The organism is Dactylosporangium sp. CS-033363 (assembly GCF_050942475.1).
Taxonomy (GTDB): Bacteria; Actinomycetota; Actinomycetes; order Mycobacteriales; family Micromonosporaceae; genus Dactylosporangium.
This window is the reverse complement of sequence record NZ_CP192032.1, coordinates 981,521-1,001,696: the sequence shown is the minus strand read 5'-3', so window position 1 is coordinate 1,001,696 and position 20,176 is coordinate 981,521. Positions and strand designations below refer to the sequence as shown.

Here is a 20,176-nt window from a genome sequence, read left to right as displayed (position 1 = left end):
AGCACCCCGCGGCCGGCAGGCCTCAGCGAACTACGAGAAGTCGACGAGCGAGTACGCCCGCAGCTTCTCCAAGCGGTGGAACGAGTCGATCCAGCGGATGGTGCCCGAGCGGGAGCGCATCACGATCGACTGGGTGTAGGCGCCGCCGGAGCGGTACCGCACGCCCTTGAGCAGGTCGCCGCTGGTCACACCGGTGGCGCAGAAGAACATGTTGTCGCCGCTGACCAGGTCGTCGGTGTGCAGGACGCGGCCCAGCTCGTGGCCCGCGGCGAGGGCCTTCTCCCGCTCGGCGTCGTCGCGGGGCCAGAGCTTGGCCTGGATCGCGCCGCCCATGCACTTGAGGGCCACGGCCGCCACGATGCCCTCGGGCGTGCCGCCGATGCCCATGAGGACGTCGGTCTCGGAGTTCTCGCGGGCCGCGCTGATCGCGCCGGCGATGTCGCCGTCGGAGATGAAGCGGATGCGGGCGCCGGTGGACCGTACCGTCTGCACGAGCTCCGAATGCCGCGGCCGGTCCAGGATGCAGACCGTGAGCTCGGAGACGCTGGAGCGCTTGACCCGCGCGATGCGGCGCAGGTTCTCCTCCACGCCCGCCTCGATGTCCACCACGTCGGCGCAGTCCGGGCCGACCGCCAGCTTCTCCATGTAGAACACCGCGGACGGGTCGAACATCGCGCCGCGCTCGGCCACGGCGAGTACGGCCAGGGCGTTCGGCATGCCCTTGCTCATGAGGGTCGTCCCGTCGACGGGGTCGACCGCCACGTCGACCTCCGGGCCGGTGCCGTCGCCGACGCTCTCGCCGTTGTAGAGCATCGGCGCGTTGTCCTTCTCGCCCTCGCCGATCACCACCGTGCCGCGCATGGGCAGCGAGTTGATGAGCAGGCGCATCGCGTCGACGGCCGCGCCGTCGCCGCCGTTCTTGTCGCCCCGTCCGACCCACCGGCCCGCGGCCATCGCCGCCGCCTCGGTGACGCGGACCAGGTCGAGCGCCAGGTTCCGATCCATCTCACGACTCATCCGTGCACTCCTCGCGCCTCGTTGCGTGGGTGTGTGTTCTATCCATCAATCATCCTGGCAGTCAGAGCCGCCGGATGACCTGTCAAGATGGTCACGTGGCCAGTACGACCGAGCAGCCCAAGACCCCGAAGGCACGCCGTCCGCGGGACATGGCTTTGTCCATGCTCGTCCTGATCATCCCGGTGTTTCTCATCGTGGCGTTCTACCGGTACCTCGGCCACGAGACCCCGCCGACCGTGGACACCACCGAGGTCTACGGCTCGGTGCAGCGCGCCGGCAAGTTTGCGCTGCTCAAGCCCGAGGGGCTGCCCGACGGGTGGCGGATCGCCTCGGCCACGTTCACCGACGAGATCCTCCGCATCGGGGTGACCGCGCCCGACGACGGCGCCATGCAACTCGTCGAAAGTGCCAAGCCGGAGTCGGTACTCCTCCCCGCCATCGTCGGCCACGACCCCCACGACGACGGGGAGACGACCATCGCCGGCGCCACGTGGCACCGCTGGTCGCAGGGCCGCCCGGGCGAGCGCGCGATCGTGCGCACCGAGACCGGCCGGACGATCATCATCGTGGGCCAGGCCAAGCAGCCGCAGCTCGAACAGCTGGCCAACAGCCTCAAGGCGTAGGCAGGCCGAACCCGACGGTCGTGCCGCTGCCCTCGATCGACTCCAGGGCGATCCAGCCGCCGTGCGCCTCGACGATGGCCTTGGCGATCGCCAGTCCGAGGCCGGAGCCCTTGATGGCGCGTTTCTGAGCATCGGCGGTACGAAAGAAGCGTTGGAAGATCATCCCCAGCTCGCCCTCGGGGATGCCGCAGCCGGTGTCACGGACCCACAGGACGACCTCGCCGTCGCGCTCGCGGCCGGTGATGGTCACGGTGCCGGCCGGGTCGGAGAACTTCACGGCGTTGTCGAGCAGGTTCAGCACCACCCGCTCGAGCTGCTCGGCGTCGCCCTGCACGACCGGGATGTGCTCGTCGACGTCCACCGCGAGGCGCAGGCCGGCGGTCTCCATGGCCGGGCGGATCGCCTCGCAGGCGGCGTCGACCAGGCCGCGCAGGCGGACCGGCCCCGGGTTGAGCGTGAGCGTGCCCGACTCGATGCGGGAGAACGTGAGCAGGTCCTCGATCAGGTCCAGCAGCCGCCGGCCGTTGCGGTCGATGATGCCGACGATCTTGCGTTCGGTCGGCCCCAGCGCGGTGGCGTCGCTGTCGTTCAGGATTTCGGTGTACCCCCGAATCGACGTCAACGGCGTCCGCAGCTCATGCGACACCGTGGCCACGAACTCGCTCTTGAGCCGGTCCAGCTCCTGCAGGTCGCTGTTGGACCGCGCGAGCTTCTCCGCCTGCCGCTGCAGCGCGTCCTCGGCCCGGCGCCGGTCGGTGACGTCGGCGATCTGGTGCACCACGGCGGCCGGGTCGCCGCCGATCAGCGACGCCGAGTACTGCCCCCACAGCAGCGTCCCGTCCGCCCGGCACATCCGCAGCTCCCGGGTCACCTTGTCGGCCTCGCCGGCCACCAGCCGCTTGAGCCGCTCCTCGACCAGCGGCCGGTCGTCGTCGCAGATCATGTCGGGCAGGAACCCGGCGGGCTCCAGGCCGGTCATCCGGGCCAGCTCCTGGTTGACCTGCAGGACCCGGCCGGCGAGGTTGGTCACGGCCATGCCGACCGGCGCGTGGTCGAACGCCGCGCGGAAGGTGAGCTCCGCGCGGTGCCGGTCGGCGAGCAGGCGGCGCTGCGACAGGGCGTGCTCGATCGCCGGGCCGAGCCGGCTCAGGCGGTCCTTGAGCAGGTAGTCCACCGCACCGTGGCGCAGCGCGTCGACGCACGCCTCCTCGCTGAGGGCGCCGCTGATGACGATGACCGGCACGTCGTACCCGTCCGCGCCCAGCACCTCGAGCGCCTCCAGCGCGCCGAACTGCGGCAGCGTGTAGTCGGCGAGGATCACGTCGGGCGGGCCGCCGCCGTCGTGCAGCGCGGCCCGGAAGCCGTCCCGGGTGTCGACGCGCCGGCAGTCGGGGGCGAACCCGGCCCGGCGCAGCTCCAGCTCGAGCAGCTCGGCATCGCTCACGCTGTCCTCGACCAGCAGCACGCGGTTCACGGCACCGCCTCCAACGCCGGGACCGCCGGGGCGGTCACCGGCAGGGTGAAGTAGAACGTCGCGCCCTCGCCCGGCGCGGCGTCGGCCCAGATCTGCCCGCCGTGGCGGTGCACGATCCGGTGCGCGAGGGCCAGGCCGATGCCGTTGCCCTCGAACTCCTCCGCGCGGTGGAGGCGCTGAAAGACCTTGAAGAGCTTTTCGGCGTACCGCATGTCGAACCCGGCCCCGTTGTCCCTGACGAAGTACGTCGCCTCGCCGCCGGTCGTCACCTTGTGCCCGATCTCGACGCGGGGCGCGGGCGCGTCGCGGCTGTACTTGATCGCGTTGCCCAGCAGGTTGGCCAGCACCTGCCGCACGAGGCGCGGATCGCCCAGCGCGTCGGGCAGCTCCCCGACGACCAGCTCGACGGCCCGGTCGCCGCGCTCGACGGCCAGCTGCTCCCACACCTCGGCGACCAGGTCCGCGACCGGCACCCGGTGGCTGGCGAGCTCCTGGCGCTGCAGCCGGGAGAAGGCCAGCAGCCCGTCGATCAGCTCGCCCATCTGCTGCGCCCCCGCGCGGATGCGCCCGACGTAGCGCCACCCCTCCTCGCCCAGCTCGGCCCCGTGGTCGCGGGCGAGGATGCGGGCGAACCCGTCGACGGCTCGCAGGGGCGCGCGGAGATCGTGCGACACGCTGTACGAGAACGACTCCAACTCGGCGTTGGCCTCGCGCAGGTCGGCCGTGCGCTCCGCCACCCGCCGCTCCAGGTCGGCGTTGAGCCGCTCGATGACCTGGTCGGCCTGCTTGCGGGCGGTGACGTCCTGGCTGACGTTGACGAACCCGCGCACGGAGCCGTCCTGCTCGTGCACGGCGGACAGCAGCCCGTGCACCCAGAACCGGGTCCCGTCCTTGCGCACCTGCGGCCCGTCGATCTCGGCCCGCCCCAGCTCGCGGGCCTGCTCCAGCAGCCGCGCGGGCAGCCCCCGCTCGCGATCCTCGGGCGTGAACATCCGCGCGAAGTCCTCGCCGATCGTTTCGTCGCTGCTGTACCCGTTGAGGCGCTCGGCATTGACCGACCAACTGACGATCCGCCCGGCCGGGTCGAGCATGTAGATGGCGTAGTCGCGCGCCCCGTCGAGCAGCAGCTGCAGCAGTTCCTCGGAGGAGCGCAGCTGCTCCTCGGCCGCGTGCCGGTCGGTGATGTCGCGCATGACCGCCACCGCGCCCGGGGCCTCCCCGTCCTGCAGCAGGGTCCGGAGCCGGATCTCGATGCGCCGCCCCGCCATCATGCATTCGACGAGCGATTCCGTCCCCGCCACGCCGTTTCTGCTCTTGTACCGCGTGACGCCGTCCGCCTCGCGCATGTCCAACAGCTCCGGCCACTCCCACGTGGGCGCCTGGGACGCGTCCGGCCCGAGGATGGCCCGGGCGGTCGGGTTCAGCCACGCCGCCCGCCCGGCCCCGTCGATCACGGCCACCCCGTCGGCGATGGTGTCCATCACCCCGCTGAGCAGCGCCGCCTGGGACTTGGCGGTGGCCCCGGCGACCCGCAGCTCGGCCGTGGCCTCCTCGACCCGCTCCTCGGCCCGCCGGCGCGATGTCGCCAGGGTGAAGACGAGCAGCGCGGTCACCAGCGTCAGCGCCGCGCCCCCGAAGAACATCCCGTCGTCGAGGTGCCCGCCGGCCCCCGCGAGCGCCCCGCTGCCGGCCGTGACCCGCAGCTGCCACTGCCGGTCCGCGACCTGCACCTCGACCGTCCGGTGCAGGTCGGTGCCGCGCTCGCCCCGGCTGCGGATGGTCGCGATGGTGCGCAGCTCCGACCCCGCGTACGCGGCCAGCCCCACGTCAAGCAGGTCCCGCACCGGCTGCCGCAACGTGTCGCCGAAGAAGTCCTGCACGCGGACGGTCAGCTGGAGGTACCCCCGAAGCGCCCCGGTCCGCCGCTCCACCACCCGCTGTACCAGGGCCACGGTCTGCGGCTGCGGCTCGGCGGAGCTCCCCGCGTCCCGCAGCGCCACGTAGGGCTCCGACGCGGCCGGCAGCCCGGTCCGCTCGGCCCGATCGATCGCCGCCCCGACCTGCGGCACCCCCACGAGATCCCGCCCCGCCGGCAGCGCGTTTTTGGCATCAAGCCCCCGCGACAGTACGGCGAAATAGTGCACCGGATTCCCAGGCGCCGCGGCGAGCGTCAGATCGCTGGCCCCCCGATCCCGCCAGGAGGCTTGCGCCGCGGCGACCCCGGCATCGGGCACGGCCACGACGTAGTCGACCCCGGTGGCCCCGGGCAGCCACAACTGCCCGAGCGGCTGCGTGGCGGTGCTGAACGCGGCGGCGTCGAGCGCGGACAACGCCTCGAGCCCCCCGGCCGCGAGCTGCAGCGCATCGACGTACCGCTGCGTGGCCGAGGCAACGGCATCCTGCGCCGCGGCGGTCCGCCGGTCGAGCGCCTGCCCGGCCCCGTCCCGCTCGACGCGGTGCATGAGCAACCCCGCGCCGCCGGAGACCAGCAGGCCGAGGAGCACCACGCCGAGGACCTGGAGACGGACGCCCACCACGCCCTGTCCCATCGGCGGTGCGCCCGGGTGGTTGAGAAGTTGCCCGTCGGTGGCGATTCGCCCGATATGCCGGATGCCGTTATGTCGGGCGCTGGCGCGCCGCGACATAACTGCATTTATCGCCTGACGGGGCATAAGTCAGAAAAGTCGCGGTGCGCCAGCACCCGACTTTTCGGGCAAACCGCTCACCGCCAGGCAAATGCCACGGGGTCGTCGCGCCCCGCCGCGCTACGAACGCCGCAGTCACCACCCGAGCGCCGGACGCACTGCGCCACCGCCGCACGCACCACGCCGTCACCGCCACGCCGTCACCGCCACGTGCCACCGCCACGTGCCACCGCCACCGCGCACATCACGCCACCGTCACCTCGCACCGCCGCCGCGCCCATCGCGCCGCCGCACGCACCGCTCCCCGCGCCCGCGCGCGCCACGCCGCACCGCCGCCGCGCCCATCGCGCCGCCGCACGCACCGCACCCCACGCCCGCGCGCGCCACGCCGCACCGCCGCCGCGCCCATCGCGCCGCCGCACGCACCGCACCCCACGCCCGCGCGCGCCACGCCGCACCGCCGCCGCGCCCATCGCGCCGCCGCACGCACCGCACCCCACGCCCGCGCGCGCCACGCCGCACCGCCGCCGCATGAACGCCGCGGGCGTCGCCCAAGGGCCGTGCGGGCGCGGGGAGCGTCAGCCGTTGTCGGACGAGTGGCCCGGGAACAGGTGCGCCGCCGGGTCGATGATCACCGCGGCGTTGTTCACCGCCGTCGCCGCCTCGCCGAAGCCGACGGCGATCAGGCGGACCTTCCCCGCGTACTCGCTGATGTCGCCGGCGGCGAAGACCCGCGGCAGGTTGGTCGCCGTCGTGCTGTCCACGCAGATGTGCCGCTTCGACAGCTCCAGCCCCCAGTCCGCCAGCGGCCCCAGGTCGGCCGTGAAGCCCAGCGCGGCCACCACCGTGTCGGCCGGCAGGGTGCGCACCGCGCCGCCCCGCACGGCCACGTCGACGCCCGTCACGCGGTCGGCGCCGTGCAACTTCGTGACCTCCGCGTTCACCACCATCTCGACGGGCAGGGCCTGCACCCGCGAGACCGTCGAGGCGTGCGCGCGGAACTTGTCGCGGCGGTGCACCAGCGTCACCGAGCGGGCGATCGGCTGCAGGGCCAGCGCCCAGTCGAAGGCCGAGTCGCCGCCGCCCACGATGACGACGTCGTGGCCGGCCAGGTCGGCGAGGTGCGGTACGAAAAACAGCAGGCCCTCGCCCGGGAAGCCGTCCGCCGCCGGAAGGGGTCGCGCGGTGAAGCTGCCCAGGCCGCCGGTGATGAGGACGGCCCCGCACTGCAGCTGCTCCCCCGAGGACAGGGCCAGCACCGGGCGCTCGTCCACATAGGACAGGCCCTCGGCCCGGATCCCCAGGAAGTACTCCGGGCTGAACTGCGCGGCCTGCTCGACCAGGTTGGCCACCAGGTCGCGGCCGCGGATGCCCGGGAAGCCGGCCACGTCGAAGATCATTTTCTCCGGGTACATCGCCGTCACCTGGCCGCCGGGCTCCGGCAGCGCGTCGATGACCGCGGTGGACAACCCGCGGAACCCCGCATAGTAGGCGGCGAACAACCCGGCCGGTCCCGCGCCCACGATGGCGAGGTCGACTTCCCGCATGCGCCGACGCTACGACAGGTCCGAGCCCAGGGATAGGGGGTCCACGTGCTCAACGGGACGGGGCCGCCGCCGGCGGAACAGCACTGCGGCGACCAGTCCGGCCAGGAAGCCGCACAGGTGGCCCTGCCAGGACACGTCCGGGTCGCCGGGGAGGACGCCGAAGAGCTGCCAGCCGTAGAGGAGCGCGACGAGGAGGCCGACCGCGATGTACCAGAGGCGGCGTCCGACAACCCCCCGCATGAGGATCACGCCGAGGTAGCCGAAGATGACGGCGCTCGCCCCGACCACGACCGTGTTGGCGTCGCCGAGGAACCACACGCCGACGCCGGCCACGATCGCGATGAAGGCGGTCGTGATCCAGAAGCGGGCGCCGCCGTCGGCGAGGACGAACGTGCCCAGCAGGATCAGCGGGATGCTGTTGGCCAGCACGTGGTCGAAGCTCGCGTGCAGGAACGGGGCGAAGACGATCCCGTCCAGCCCGTCGATGTGGTGCGGGCGGATGCCGCCCTCCTGGTCGAGCCGGTTGCCGCTGAGCTTGTCGAAGAACTCGATCAGAAACAGCACCGGTACGAACGCGCACATGGCCACGAACGCCCGCCCGATGGACGCGTAGAAGGCTTCTGTCCCGAAACGCGTCGGGTCGGACTGCCGCTCGATGTCGCTCGCCACGCCAAAGTGGTAGCAGAGACGCGCCAGCGCCGCCACACGAGCAGGTGTGACGGCGCCGGCGAATGCGTCTGTACTAGTACCAACCGGTCGACTGGCTGTGCGACCACGCGCCGCACGGGTTCTTGTACCGGCTCTTGATGTAGCCGAGGCCCCAGCGGATCTGCGTCTCGGGGTTGGTCTTCCAGTCGGCGCCGACGGAGGACATCTTGCTGCCCGGGACGGCCTGCGGGATGCCGTACGCGCCGCTGCTCTTGTTGGAGGCACTGACGTTCCAGTGGCTCTCCTTGTCCCACAGCTTCTCCAGGCACGGCATCTGGTCGAGCCCGAAGCCGGTGCCGACGAGGACGGCGCAGCCGATCTTCTTGTTGCCCGAGTAGGCATCGCAGGAGGCCGGCACCGGGTACTTCGGCGCCGAGTTCGTGGGCGGCGGGGCCGTCGTGGTGCGGGTCTTGTTGCGACTCGCCTCCTCCTCGGCCTTCTTGCGGGCCGCGTCGTCGGCGGCCTTGGCCTCGGCGGACGCCTCCTCGGCGGCGGCCTTGGCCTTGGCCAGCGCGTCGGCCTCGGCGGGGCTGCTCGGCGAGCGCGACGCGGACGGCGTCGCGGAGGACGAGGAGACGGGGAAGGCGGCGGTGTCGGCGGCCTTGACGGTGTTCGCCGAGTCGTCGTCGTGCTGGGTCAGGCCGGCAATCGCGAGGCCGCCGACGAGACCCGCGAGGATCACGAGGGCGAATACGGCTCGGATCGTGCCGACCCGGTGCCACAGCCGGATCACAGGGTCATCCATTCGTCGGGGACAGGAAACCGGCGCCCGCCCCAGCGACGTTCACGGGGGACGGACCCGGACGGGGGTTACCCACCCGCCCGGGTCCTTACGCACCGTGAGCGCCTGATGCCCACTTCCGTGGCTTCACGCGCTCCGGAACCCACCATCGCCTAGTTCATTTGAGGGTGAGAACCCAAACGGCACCACTTGTGACCTTACTCACGCCACAATTCGGGCGCATGTCCTCAAGTCCGGCGCGCGGCCGCCGATGATCAGCGCTCGAACGGCAGGTCTTCCAGCAGATCGGTGACCATTTCGGCGATCGGAGAACGCTCCGAACGGGTGAGGGTCACGTGTGCGAAGAGCGGATGGCCCTTCAGCGTCTCGATGACCGCGGCGATACCGTCGTGCCGGCCGACGCGCAGGTTGTCACGCTGCGCGACGTCGTGGGTGAGGACCACCCGCGAGTTCATCCCGATGCGGGACAGCACGGTCAGCAGGACCCCCCGTTCGAGGGACTGGGCCTCGTCGACGATCACGTACGCGTCGTGCAGGCTGCGACCGCGGATGTGGGTCAGCGGCAGGACCTCGAGCATGCCCCGCGCCGCGACCTCCTCCATCACGTTGTCGTGCACCAGCGCGCCCAGCGTGTCGAAGACCGCCTGCGCCCACGGGGACATCTTCTCGGCCTCGTTGCCGGGCAGGTAGCCCAGCTCCTGGCCGCCGACGGCGTACAGCGGGCGGAAGACGATGACCTTCTTGTGCTTGCGCCGCTCCATGACCGCGTCGAGCCCCGCGCACAGGGCGAGGGCCGACTTGCCGGTGCCGGCCCGCCCGCCGAGCGAGACGATCCCGACCGAGTCGTCCATCAGCAGGTCGAGCGCCACCCGCTGCTCCGCGGAGCGGCCGCGCACGCCGAAGGCCTCGCGGTCGCCGCGCACCAGGCGCACCGACTTGTCCGTCCCGACCCGGCCGAGCGCCGAGCCGTTCTGCGACGTGAGCACCAGCCCGGTGTGCACCGGCAGGTCCCCGGCACCGTCGAGATCGACGGCCTCCCCGGCGTACAACTGCTTGACCTCGGCCTCGCTGACGCCCAGCTCGACCATGCCGGTCCAGCTGTGGTCGGCGGCCGGCCCGGGCTGGTACTCGTCCGCGGCCAGGCCCACCGAGCCGGCCTTGACCCGCAGCGGCATGTCCTTGGTGACCAGCAGGACGTCCTTGCCCTCGGCCTGCAGCGCGAGCGCCACGGCGAGGATGCGGGCGTCGTCGGTCTCGGCCCGGAACCCGGCCGGCAGCACGCGCTGGTCGGCGTGGTTGAGCTCGACCCGCAGGGTGCCCCCGGCGTCGGTCAGCGGGAGCGGCTCGTCCAGCCGCCCGTGCTTGGCCCGCAGATCGTCCAGGAAGCGCAGCGAGCGCCGCGCGAAGTAGCCCAGCTCGGGATGGTGCCGCTTACCCTCCAACTCGGAGATGACGACCAGCGGCAGGACCACGTCGTGCTCGCCGAAGCGCAGGAACGCGCCCGGATCGGAGAGCAGCACGGAGGTGTCCAGCACGAAGGTGCGCCGGGTGGGCGTGGGGACCGGGTTCTCCTCGGCCTTCTTCCGGGTTCGCCGGACGGCCTTGACGGGCGGCGTCGCCACGCCTGGGGCCGGCTCCGTAGAGGCGGCGGCGGAGGAGGCAGAGGAGTCTGCTGAGGGACTACGGCGAACGGTCACGGGATCTCCGGGGACGGGCACCTCGCCGCCCGCACTCGCGTCCTCCGACGCCCGCACGGGGTCGGGTGCTTGGCCCCGTGGCTTCACATGCGTTCGCTCGGTCCGGGCCTCGGATGCCGGGGAAAACCCCCGCCACAGCAATGACGCTAACCGGTACTCGCAAAATCCACTAGATCGCGCGACCGATTGCCAGCCAATGGGGGTTGAACGAAGCCCCTGACCAGCAAAAACGCCATCGTAAACCCCAGGAACCCGACATATACCCCGTCGGGGGATAAATCCGATAAGTCGCGGCGCGCCAGCGCCCGACTTATCGGACAAAAAGTGCAGGCTCAGGTACCGTACCGACGCTGCCGGTTGGCGTAAGAACGCAGGGCACGCAGGAAGTCGGTCCGCCGGAAGCTCGGCCAGTGCACGTCGCAGAAGTAGAACTCCGAGTGGGCGCTCTGCCACAGCAGGAAGCCCGACAGCCGCTGCTCCCCCGAGGTCCGGATGACCAGGTCGGGGTCGGGCAGGCCGCGCGTGTACAGGTGGTCCGAGATGTGGTCGACGTCGAGGATCTCCGCGAGCTCCTCGATCGTGGTGCCGGCCTTGGCGTGCTCGTGCAGCAGCGAGCGCACCGCGTCGGCGATCTCGCGGCGGCCGCCGTAGCCGACCGCCAGGGAGACCTGGGCGCCGTCGGCGCGCTCGAGCGTCCGCTCCTGGGCCGCCTTCAGGGCCTGGGCGCTCGAGGCGGGCAGCAGGTCCAGGGCGCCCACGATGCGCAGCTGCCAGGGGTTGCGCTCGTCGGCCAGGTCGGCGGCCAGGCTCTCGATGATCTGCAGGAGCGGGTCGAGCTCCTGGGCCGGGCGGGAGAGGTTGTCGGTGGACAGCAGCCAGAGGGTGACGTGCTTCACCCCGGCCCCGTCGCACCAGCGCAGGAGCTCCTTGATGCGCTCGGCGCCCACCCGGTGCCCGTCGTTGGGGTCGACGTACCCCATCTCGCGCGCCCAGCGGCGGTTCCCGTCGACGATCACCCCGACGTGGTGCGGCTTCGGCTTGCCGAGCAGCCTCCGGGCGAGACGCTTCTCGTACAGCGAATAAACCACGTCACGCAGGCCCACGGCAGAGAAGACTAGCGACCCGGCGGGCGAAGCGACACCGTCAGGCGGGCACCGGACAGTATCTGTTCAGTAAACAGCCAAGCGGCCGGTCACCTGACGGACCGGCCGCTCACCTGGTGTTATGCGGCGTCGAGGCGGGCCCGCAGGGCGTCGAGTTCGGCCCAGAGAACTCCTGGCAACTTCTCGCCGAACTGTTCGAACCAGGTCTGGATCTGGGGCAGTTCCGCGCGCCACTCCTCCGGGTCGACGGCCAGGGCCGCGGCCACGTCGTCCGCGGTCAGGTCCAGGCCGGCCACATCGAGAGCACCCGGCGCCGGTACCGCACCGATGGGCGTCTCCACCGCCTGCGCGGTGCCCTCGATGCGCTCGACGACCCATTTGAGCACCCGGGAGTTCTCGCCGAAGCCGGGCCACAGGAACCGGCCGTCGTCGCCGCGGCGGAACCAGTTGACGTAGAAGATCTTGGGCAGCTTGGCGGCGTCGCCGTCCACGCCCTTGCCCATCTCGATCCAGTGCGCGAAGTAGTCCCCGGCGTGGTACCCGATGAAGGGCAGCATCGCCATGGGGTCCCGCCGCACGACGCCCACCTGGCCGACGGCCGCCGCCGTGGTCTCGCTGGACAGGGTCGCGCCGAGGTACACCCCGTGCACCCAGTCCCGCGCCTCGGTGACCAGCGGCACGGTGGTCTTGCGCCGCCCGCCGAAGAGGATGGCGTCGATCGGCACGCCGCGCGGGTCCTCGTACTCGGGGGCCAGGATCGGGCACTGCGCGATCGGGGTGCAGAAGCGCGAGTTCGGGTGCGACGAGAGCTCGTCGGAGTCGGGGGTCCAGTCCCGGCCGCGCCAGTCGGTGAGGTGCGCGGGCGGCTCGCCCATGCCCTCCCACCAGATGTCGCCGTCGTCGGTCAGCGCCACGTTGGTGAAGACCGAGTTGCCCTTGGCGAGCGTGCGCATCGCGTTGGGGTTGGTCTTCCAGTCGGTACCGGGAGCCACGCCGAACAGGCCGTATTCGGGGTTCACGGCGTAGAGGCGGCCGTCCTCGCCGAAGCGCATCCAGGCGATGTCGTCGCCGAGCGTCTCGACCTTCCAGCCGGGGATGGTCGGCTCCAGCATGGCCAGGTTCGTCTTGCCGCACGCGCTGGGGAAGGCGGCGGCGATGTACTTGACCACGCCCTCGGGGCTGGTGAGCTTCAGGATGAGCATGTGCTCGGCCAGCCAGCCCTCGTCGCGGCCGATCGCGCTCGCGATGCGCAGGGAGTAGCACTTCTTGCCCAGGAGCGAGTTGCCGCCGTACCCGGAGCCGTAGCTCCAGATCTCGCGGGTCTCCGGGAAGTGCGAGATGTACTTCGTCTCGCTGCACGGCCACGCGACGTCCTGCTGGCCGTCCTCCAGCGGCGCGCCCACGGAATGCAGGCACGGCACGAACGAGGCGTCCGAACCCATCTTTTCCAGCACCGAGGTGCCCATTCGGGTCATGATCCGCATCGAGGCGACAACGTACGGCGAATCGGTCAGCTCGATGCCGAACATCGGATTGTCGGCGGTGAGCGGGCCCATGCAGAACGGGATGACGTACATCGTCCGCCCCTGCATGCAACCGTCGTACAACTCGGTCATGCGCCGTTTCATCTCTTCGGGCGCCATCCAGTTGTTCGTCGGCCCCGCGTCGGCCTCGTCGACCGAGCAGATGAAGGTGCGCTCCTCGACCCGGGCCACGTCCGAGGGGTCGGTGCGGGCCCAGAACGAGTTCGGCTTGGCCTTCAGCCGGACCAGCGCCCCGCTGTCGACCAGCTCGTCGGTCATGCGGCGCCACTCCTCCTGCGAGCCGTCGCACCAGACCACGCGTTCGGGTCTCGTGAGCTCGGCGACCTCGCGGACCCAGGCGAGCAGCCGGGGATGATCGGTCGGCGCCTGATCCAGGCCGGGCACGGTTACCGGGGCAGACATGCGGTGACTCCTCAGGGTCGGCATTGACCTCGCAACCGCCGGAAGGGTGCGCGAAAGCGCGGCGCGCGATGGTGCGAGCGCGTCGTTCGAAATCCGGCGGGTTTCTCTCAGCCTAGGCCCGCACAAGGTCCCCGGCAGCGCCGGAGCTTGTGAAAACCTGCACAAGAACGAGAGACTTTCAAGCCCGTACGCAGAAATTCGCGCGAACTTTTCGTTCAGCGCGCATTACTGCGCAAAGCCTGCCGTGCCTTACCCTGTCCTGCGTGACCGACCTGCAGTCGCCGACCCGCCCGCCGTCCCTCGTGCAGAAGCTCTACGCGCGCTTCGAGGGCCTGGTCCGCGAGGTGGGCAAGTTCGGCACCATCGGCCTGATCACCTTCGTCATCGACACCGTCGTGTTCAACCTCCTCCTCGGGGTGATGAACTCGCTGGTCGCCGGGGCGATCTCGATGACGGTCGCGGCCACCTGCGCGTTCATCGGCAACCGGTACTGGACCTGGCGCGACCGGGCCCGCACCGACCTGCGCCGGGAGTACGCGCTCTACTTCCTGTTCAACCTGGGCGGCCTGCTCATCGCGCTGACCTGCCTGTGGGTGAGCCACTACGGCCTGGGCTACACCGGCCGGCTGGCGGACAACATCTCCAAGAACGGCGTCGGGCTCGTCCTGGGCACCGCGTTCCGGTTCATCTCGTACCGTCAGGTCGTCTTCCGCAAGCGCCCGGACGACACCGCGGGCACCCCCGCCGTCACCCGGAGTGAGTCGGCAGGGTGACCTGTCCCGCACTCGGCCTCGGGCCCGCGCGCGGTTTGGTCGCTTACCGTAAGGTTGGCCGGTGCGATTCGCCAGCAGACTCCGCGACCGCTTTCTTCCCGAGCGCTACCACGCGCTCGCGACCGAGTTGTTCAAGTTCGGCGCGGTGGGCTGCGTCAACACGGCCGTTGACTTCATCCTGGTCAACGCCCTGCTCTTCATCGGACCACTGAAGGCCAAGATCATCGCGGTGCTCGTCGGCACCCTGGTCTCGTACCTGCTCAACCGCCAGTGGACCTACAAGGGCCGGGAGAGCGGCAGCATGCGCCGCGAGTCCGTGCTGTTCTTCGCGCTCAACGGCGTCGGCCTGCTCATCCAGGAGTCCGCGCTGGCGGTGGCCAAGTACGGCCTGCACTTCAGCGAGGCCAACCCCGACGACCGGCTGGCGTTCAACATCGCCAACGCCGCGGGCATCGGGATGGCGATGATCTTCCGCTTCTGGGCGTACCGCACGTGGGTCTTCACCTCCGAGCCGGCTGTCAGCGCCGAGGCGCGCGAGATCGAGGCGCTGGAAGTGGCCTTCTCCGAGACCGCGGTCATCGCCCCGGACGAGCGGCAGATGGAGGCCCTGGAGGCCGCCTTCTCCGACCAGCCGGCCAACCCGCCCGCGCCCCGCCAGCCCGCCGAGGAACTGGAAACCCCCGCCGCGAAGCGCTGAAGCCGTCCCCCGAGGAACGGCCGACCCCGGCCGCAAAGCGCTGATGCCGCCGACCGAGCGACGGCACACCCCCGCCGCGAAGCGCTGAAGCCGGCGGCCGAGCAACGGCAGACCCCCGTCGCGAAGCGCTGACGGGGGTCCGGAAAAGCCGGAGAACGCGAAGGTCAGTTCGCCGGCTCCGCGTCGTTCTTGATCTCCCTGACCAGCGCGTCGCGGTCGTCGTCGCCGAAGGTGTGCTTCTGCCGGTCCGCGTCGACCAGCTCGTACAGCACGCTCTGGGTCTTCTCCACCTGCGGCAGGTCGGTCAGCTGGACCTGGCCGCGCTCACCGGCCGACTCGATGGTCAGCGTGCCGCAGCCGAGCATCCGCTCGAACAGCGAGTGCGAGAACGACACGTCGTTGATCCGGCCCATCGGGATGTCGCGGCCGCTGCGCGAGAAGACGCCGCTGCGCATGATGACCCGCTCGTTGGTGAACACGTAGTGGGTGGTCCGCCACTTGATCCACGGCCACACGGTGACCACGATGACCAGGATCAGGGCCACGCCGCCCACGATGAGCATGGGGATCATGCCCCAGCCCGTGAAGATCGCCAGCACCACGACCGCCGCCGCGGCCAGCACAAACCAGACCACCGGCAGGAACAAAGCCTTCCAGTGGGGGTGCAGGTGCAGCACCACCTGCTCGTCCTTGGTCAGGACGCTTTCCGGGAACCCCACGAAATCCTCCTCAATCATGAATGTCGGAGGTGAGGCTAGACCCTTCGTGCCACACTGCGGCATCGCCTAGCCGGACGTGTCCAGCCGCGGGTGAGTACCGCCTGGCCGGACGTGTCCGGCCGCGGGTGAGCACCGCCTAGCCGGACGTGTCCAGCCGCGCGTGCACCACGTCGCCGGCCGCGACCGTCCGCACGGCGCCGAACCGGTCCGTGACCTGCAGGCGTCCGTCGACGTCGATGCCGCTGGCCTGCCCCTCGAGCACCGAGCCGCCCGGCAGGTCCACGCTCACCCGGCGGCCGATGGTGCCGCAGTGGAAGATGTACGCCTCGCGCAGGCCCGAGGCCTCGGGGTCGCCGCCGTGTTCGGCGAAGCGGGTGTACCAGTCCGCGAGCGCGCGCAGCAGTGCCCGCAGCAGGGGGTCACGGTCCGTGTTCTCGGCGCCGGCCAGCGCCAGCGACGTCGCGTCGGGCCGCGGCAGCTCGTCCTCACGCAGCGTGACGTTGAGCCCGATGCCGAGGACCACGGCGCCGTCGGCCGCCTCGGCCAGGATCCCGGCGGTCTTGCGGTCGCCCTGCAGGAGCAGGTCGTTCGGCCACTTGAGGTAGGCGTCGATGCGGGCGATCCGGCGCACCGCCTCGGCCAGCGCCACCCCGGCCAGCAGCGGCAGCCAGCCCAGCCGGGCCGGCGGCACCGTGGGGCGCAGCAGCACGCTCAGCGCCAGCCCGGCCCGCGGCGGCGACTCCCACTGCCGGCCCAGCCGCCCCCGCCCGGCGATCTGCCGCTCGGCCACGATGACCAGGCCCTGCGGGGCGCCCTCCCGGGCCGCGGCGATCGCGTCGGCGTTGGTCGAGCCGGTCTCCGGTACGACCCGCAGATCCGTCCAGAGCCCGCCCGGCACGACCAGCGCACGGCGCAGCGCCGCCGGGCGCAGCGGGGGCCGTCCGAGGTCCGACCAGGCACCGGTGGAAATGTTCACAGCTCGACCCTATGTCGTCGCGATTAGGCTTTCGCACGTGACCATTGAGCAGGCCGACATCCACACGACGGGCGGAAAGCTCGCAGATCTGCAGCGCCGCACCGAAGAGGCGGTCCACGCCGGTTCGGCCCGCGCGGTGGAGAAGCAGCACGCCCGCGGCAAGAAGACCGCCCGGGAACGCATCGACCTGTTGCTCGACCCCGGCTCGTTCGTCGAGCTGGACGAGCTGGCCCGGCACCGGTCGACCAACTTCGGCCTGGACAAGACCCGGCCGTACGGCGACGGCGTGGTCACCGGCTACGGCACCGTCGACGGCCGCCAGGTGTGCGTGTTCGCGCAGGACTTCACGGTCTTCGGCGGCAGCCTCGGCGAGGTCTTCGGCGAGAAGATCGTCAAGGTGATGGACCTGGCCATGAAGATCGGCTGCCCGGTCATCGGCATCAACGACTCGGGCGGCGCGCGCATCCAGGAGGGCGTGGTCTCCCTGGGCCTGTACGGCGAGATCTTCTTCCGCAACGTCCGCGCGTCCGGCGTCATCCCGCAGATCTCGCTGATCATGGGACCCTGCGCGGGCGGCGCGGTCTACTCCCCCGCCGTCACCGACTTCACCGTGATGGTCGACCAGACCTCGCACATGTTCATCACCGGCCCCGACGTCATCAAGACGGTCACCGGCGAGGACATCGCCATGGAGGAGCTGGGCGGGGCCCGCACGCACAACACCAAGTCGGGCAACGCGCACTACCTGGCCGCCGACGAGGACGACGCGATCGACTATGTCAGGGCGCTGCTGTCGTACCTCCCGTCGAACAACATGGACGACGCGCCGGTGTCAGACCAATCCACAGCCGCGCCGGCCGCCCTGGAGGTCACCGACGAGGACCTGGCGCTCGACTCGCTGATCCCGGACTCGGCCAACCAGCCGTACGACATCCACGCGGTTGTCGAGTCGGTCGTCGAGGACTTCCTCGAGGTGCAGCCGCTGTTCGCGCAGAACATCGTGGTCGGCTTCGGCCGCGTCGAGGGCCACCCGGTCGGCGTGGTCGCCAACCAGCCGATGCACTTCGCCGGCTGCCTGGACATCGACGCCTCGGAGAAGGCCGCGCGCTTCGTGCGCACCTGCGACGCCTTCAACATCCCGATCCTGACGTTCGTCGACGTGCCCGGCTTCCTGCCCGGGGCCGGCCAGGAGTGGGACGGCATCATCCGCCGCGGCGCCAAGCTGATCTACGCCTACGCCGAGGCGACGGTACCCAAGGTCACCGTCATCACCCGCAAGGCCTACGGCGGCGCGTACGACGTCATGGGCTCCAAGCATCTCGGCGCCGACCTGAACTTCGCCTGGCCGACCGCCCAGATCGCGGTCATGGGCGCCCAGGGCGCGGTGAACATCCTGTACCGCCAGGAGCTGCGCGACGCCGACGACCCGGCCGCGGTGCGGGCCGAGCTGATCCAGGAGTACGAGGACACGCTGGCCAACCCGTACGTGGCGGCCGAGCGTGGCTACATCGACGGCGTCATCCCGCCCTCGACCACCCGCGTCGAGATCGTCCGCGCCCTCCGGCTGCTGCGCACGAAGCGCGAGACCCTGCCGCCCAAGAAGCACGGCAACATCCCGCTGTAGCCGCTACCCGGTCTTGGGCTGCAGGCTGCCGTAGATGATGCCGTAGGTGTTGTGCGCCGTCGGCTGGACCCACATGTCGGTGGTGCACTCCCAGTAGAGGGTCAGCCCCAGGTCGGGGCGGACCCGGCAGCCCAGGCTGGACACGCGCATGTGCCCCTGGGAGCTGTCGTAGGTGTACTGCCACTCCGCGCAGTCGCCCCAGTAGTCCTTGACCGGCTTGATCCCGAGCTTCTCGTAGTTCGGGAAGGGGTTCTGCTTGAGCCGGGCGGACTCCTGCGCCTCCGCGGACTGCACCGCCCCGGCGGTCGGGGGCTTCGAGGTCGTGGCGATGCCGACCCGCATCCCGGGCACGATGTTCGACGCGAAGTAGACCATCGGGTCCCCCGGCGTCCGGTCCTGCTCGACCCAGCCGATCGGCAACGCCACCCGCCAGCCGAGGTCGGGGCGCTCGACCCACTCGAACCCGTTCGGCGCCTGGATCGTGTCGCCGCCGATGCTGCCGAGCACGACCGGAGACTTCGTCGGGGTCGGGGAGGCCGGGCCGGCCTTGGCCGGGGCTGCGGTGGTGCGCACGCCGCCGATCGGGCCGGCGTTCGGCGGTGCGTCGTCGCGGGTGTCGCTCAGCAGCAGGACGGCGGCCACCACGAGCACCACGGTGGCCGCGCCCGCCACGAGCCACCAGCGCCGCTGCGCGCGCGGCACGGTGGCGTCCGCCTCGTCGTCGACCCAGCGCAGCGGCACCAGCTGGTCGCCGGAGCCGGACGAGCTCTTCACCACCGGCGCGGGCGGGGGCGCGGGGGCGGGTGACGGGCTCGGGGCCGGGCGGCCGTACGCGTGCAGCAGCGAGACTGGGGCGGGCGACACGTCCGCGGCGATGCCCGGGTCGGCGCTGATCGGGCTGACGTGGGCGCCCACCGGGGTCGGGCTCGAGCTCCCGGTGCCGCCCGTGTGCCCCTCGCGGGAGCGGCGCGGGCGGGGCAGGGCGGGCATGCTCCACCAGGGCCGGCCCTCGCCCGCCGCGGCGCGCTGCAGGAGCCGCTCGGTCTCGGCCGCGCCGGCCCGGGCCCGCGGGTCCTTGCGCAGCAGCGCGGCCAGCACCGGCTTCATCACGCCGGCGCGGATGGGCGGGTCGGGCTCCTCGGTGGCCAGGGCGGTCAGCGTCGCGTACGTCGTCGTGCGGGCGTACGGCGAGCGCCCCTCGACCGCGGCGTACAGCGTGGCGCCGAGCGACCACATGTCCGATTCGGGGCCGGAGGTGCCCTCGCGGGCCCGCTCGGGCGAGATGTACTGCGGCGAGCCCAGGATCAGCCCCGGCCGGGTCACGGCGCCGTCGCCGCCCTCGAAGACGGCCAGGCCGAAGTCGGTGAGCACGACCCGGCCGGTGTCGGCGAGCAGCACGTTGCCGGGCTTCACGTCGCGGTGCATGACGCCGGCGGCGTGCGCGGCCCGCAGCGCGCCGAGGACGGCCAGGCCGATCGTGGCCACCCGCTCGGGCGGCAGCGGGCCGTCGTCGGTGATCACCTGGTGCAGGGAGCGCGACGGGACGTACTCCATGACGATCCACGGCGCCTGCTCGTCGTGCACGACGTCGTAGATCCGCACCACGTTGGCGTCGTTGAGCCGGGCCGCCGCGCGCGCCTCCCGCAGGGTGCGCAGCCGCAGCTCGTCACGCTCCTGCGGGGTGAGCCCCTCCGGCGGGATGACCTCCTTGATGGCCACGTCCCGGCGCAGCATCTCGTCGCGGGCCAGCCAGACCACGCCCATGCCTCCGGAACCGAGCTGCTCGAGCAAGCGGTAGCGCTCGGCGACCAGGGGCCTGGGCGGCGTCATCACCAAGAAAGTTACCCAACCCATGCACCCCGGAAAAACCCCGGTTCTGGTGAAG

At 71.4% G+C, this 20,176-nt stretch carries 16 protein-coding genes; 4 read left to right on the top strand and 12 right to left on the bottom strand.

All coding sequences use genetic code 11. The features are described 5' to 3' along the window. Positions 1-30: 30 nt before the first annotated feature. Positions 31-1,017, bottom strand: a complete 987-nt coding sequence (gene glpX, locus ACQPZ4_RS04680) for a class II fructose-bisphosphatase (RefSeq protein ID WP_433056471.1) — start codon at positions 1,015-1,017, stop codon at positions 31-33. A 95-nt stretch (positions 1,018-1,112) separates the two neighbouring features. Here glpX and ACQPZ4_RS04675 point away from each other — a divergent pair, with 95 nt between their 5' ends. After that, a complete protein-coding gene (locus tag ACQPZ4_RS04675) occupies positions 1,113-1,640 on the top strand; it encodes a DUF4245 domain-containing protein (RefSeq protein ID WP_433056469.1) in 528 nt (175 codons plus the stop codon). Here ACQPZ4_RS04675 and ACQPZ4_RS04670 read toward each other — a convergent pair. The 8 genes from ACQPZ4_RS04670 to ACQPZ4_RS04635 form a co-directional block, all read right to left on the bottom strand. Then, a complete protein-coding gene (locus tag ACQPZ4_RS04670) occupies positions 1,630-3,114 on the bottom strand; it encodes an ATP-binding protein (protein WP_433056467.1) in 1,485 nt (494 codons plus the stop codon). The two genes, ACQPZ4_RS04675 and ACQPZ4_RS04670, sit on opposite strands and share 11 nt — an antisense overlap. Continuing rightward, positions 3,111-5,648: a PAS domain S-box protein gene (locus ACQPZ4_RS04665; RefSeq protein ID WP_433056465.1), complete on the bottom strand. Its 2,538-nt coding sequence runs from the start codon at positions 5,646-5,648 to the stop codon at positions 3,111-3,113. Before ACQPZ4_RS04665 ends, ACQPZ4_RS04670 begins: the two co-directional genes overlap by 4 nt. A 689-nt stretch (positions 5,649-6,337) precedes the next feature. Then, complete coding sequence (locus tag ACQPZ4_RS04660; protein WP_433056463.1) at positions 6,338-7,306, bottom strand: NAD(P)/FAD-dependent oxidoreductase; 969 nt, start codon at positions 7,304-7,306, stop codon at positions 6,338-6,340. 9 nt (positions 7,307-7,315) lie between these two features. Beyond that, positions 7,316-7,975, bottom strand: coding sequence for a rhomboid family intramembrane serine protease (locus tag ACQPZ4_RS04655; RefSeq protein WP_433056461.1), 660 nt, complete (start codon positions 7,973-7,975; stop codon positions 7,316-7,318). Between the two features lie 73 nt (positions 7,976-8,048). After that, positions 8,049-8,759, bottom strand: coding sequence for a lytic transglycosylase domain-containing protein (locus ACQPZ4_RS04650; protein WP_433056459.1), 711 nt, complete (start codon positions 8,757-8,759; stop codon positions 8,049-8,051). A gap of 251 nt (positions 8,760-9,010) precedes the next feature. Next, positions 9,011-10,291, bottom strand: coding sequence for a PhoH family protein (locus tag ACQPZ4_RS04645; protein WP_433066241.1), 1,281 nt, complete (start codon positions 10,289-10,291; stop codon positions 9,011-9,013). A 494-nt stretch (positions 10,292-10,785) separates the two neighbouring features. Continuing rightward, positions 10,786-11,556, bottom strand: a complete 771-nt coding sequence (locus ACQPZ4_RS04640) for an isoprenyl transferase (protein ID WP_433056457.1) — start codon at positions 11,554-11,556, stop codon at positions 10,786-10,788. A gap of 119 nt (positions 11,557-11,675) precedes the next feature. Next, entirely contained in the window at positions 11,676-13,502 is a 1,827-nt protein-coding gene (locus ACQPZ4_RS04635) for a phosphoenolpyruvate carboxykinase (GTP) (protein ID WP_433056455.1), read from the bottom strand. A 263-nt stretch (positions 13,503-13,765) separates the two neighbouring features. Here ACQPZ4_RS04635 and ACQPZ4_RS04630 point away from each other — a divergent pair, with 263 nt between their 5' ends. Together ACQPZ4_RS04630 and ACQPZ4_RS04625 are read left to right on the top strand one after the other, a co-directional pair. After that, on the top strand, positions 13,766-14,275 hold the full coding sequence (locus ACQPZ4_RS04630) for a GtrA family protein (protein ID WP_433056453.1): 510 nt from the start codon (positions 13,766-13,768) through the stop codon (positions 14,273-14,275). 61 nt (positions 14,276-14,336) lie between these two features. Continuing rightward, positions 14,337-14,972 (top strand): GtrA family protein, encoded by a 636-nt coding sequence (locus tag ACQPZ4_RS04625; protein ID WP_433056451.1) that lies wholly within the window; start codon positions 14,337-14,339, stop codon positions 14,970-14,972. 164 nt (positions 14,973-15,136) lie between these two features. On the opposite strand, the gene ACQPZ4_RS04620 is transcribed toward ACQPZ4_RS04625, so the two are convergent. Beyond that, complete coding sequence (locus ACQPZ4_RS04620) at positions 15,137-15,691, bottom strand: PH domain-containing protein (RefSeq protein ID WP_433066238.1); 555 nt, start codon at positions 15,689-15,691, stop codon at positions 15,137-15,139. Between the two features lie 136 nt (positions 15,692-15,827). Further along, positions 15,828-16,661 (bottom strand): biotin--[acetyl-CoA-carboxylase] ligase, encoded by an 834-nt coding sequence (locus tag ACQPZ4_RS04615; RefSeq protein WP_433066235.1) that lies wholly within the window; start codon positions 16,659-16,661, stop codon positions 15,828-15,830. Between ACQPZ4_RS04615 and ACQPZ4_RS04610 the strand changes: the two genes are divergently transcribed. Continuing rightward, positions 16,660-18,291, top strand: coding sequence for an acyl-CoA carboxylase subunit beta (locus ACQPZ4_RS04610; protein WP_433056449.1), 1,632 nt, complete (start codon positions 16,660-16,662; stop codon positions 18,289-18,291). The two genes, ACQPZ4_RS04615 and ACQPZ4_RS04610, sit on opposite strands and share 2 nt — an antisense overlap. Before the next feature lie 3 nt (positions 18,292-18,294). On the opposite strand, the gene ACQPZ4_RS04605 is transcribed toward ACQPZ4_RS04610, so the two are convergent. Beyond that, positions 18,295-20,121, bottom strand: a complete 1,827-nt coding sequence (locus ACQPZ4_RS04605) for a serine/threonine-protein kinase (protein ID WP_433056447.1) — start codon at positions 20,119-20,121, stop codon at positions 18,295-18,297. Positions 20,122-20,176: the final 55 nt, after the last annotated feature.

Bases quoted from the DNA above. Each gene is read 5' to 3' on its own strand.
- ACQPZ4_RS04660 (WP_433056463.1), bottom strand. From the start codon at position 7,306: ATGCGGGAAGTCGACCTCGCCATCGTGGGCGCGGGACCGGCCGGGTTG.
- ACQPZ4_RS04610 (WP_433056449.1), top strand. From the start codon at position 16,660: ATGTTCACAGCTCGACCCTATGTCGTCGCGATTAGGCTTTCGCACGTG.
- ACQPZ4_RS04650 (WP_433056459.1), bottom strand. From the start codon at position 8,759: ATGGATGACCCTGTGATCCGGCTGTGGCACCGGGTCGGCACGATCCGA.
- glpX (WP_433056471.1), bottom strand. From the start codon at position 1,017: ATGAGTCGTGAGATGGATCGGAACCTGGCGCTCGACCTGGTCCGCGTC.
- ACQPZ4_RS04605 (WP_433056447.1), bottom strand. From the start codon at position 20,121: ATGACGCCGCCCAGGCCCCTGGTCGCCGAGCGCTACCGCTTGCTCGAG.
- ACQPZ4_RS04635 (WP_433056455.1), bottom strand. From the start codon at position 13,502: ATGTCTGCCCCGGTAACCGTGCCCGGCCTGGATCAGGCGCCGACCGAT.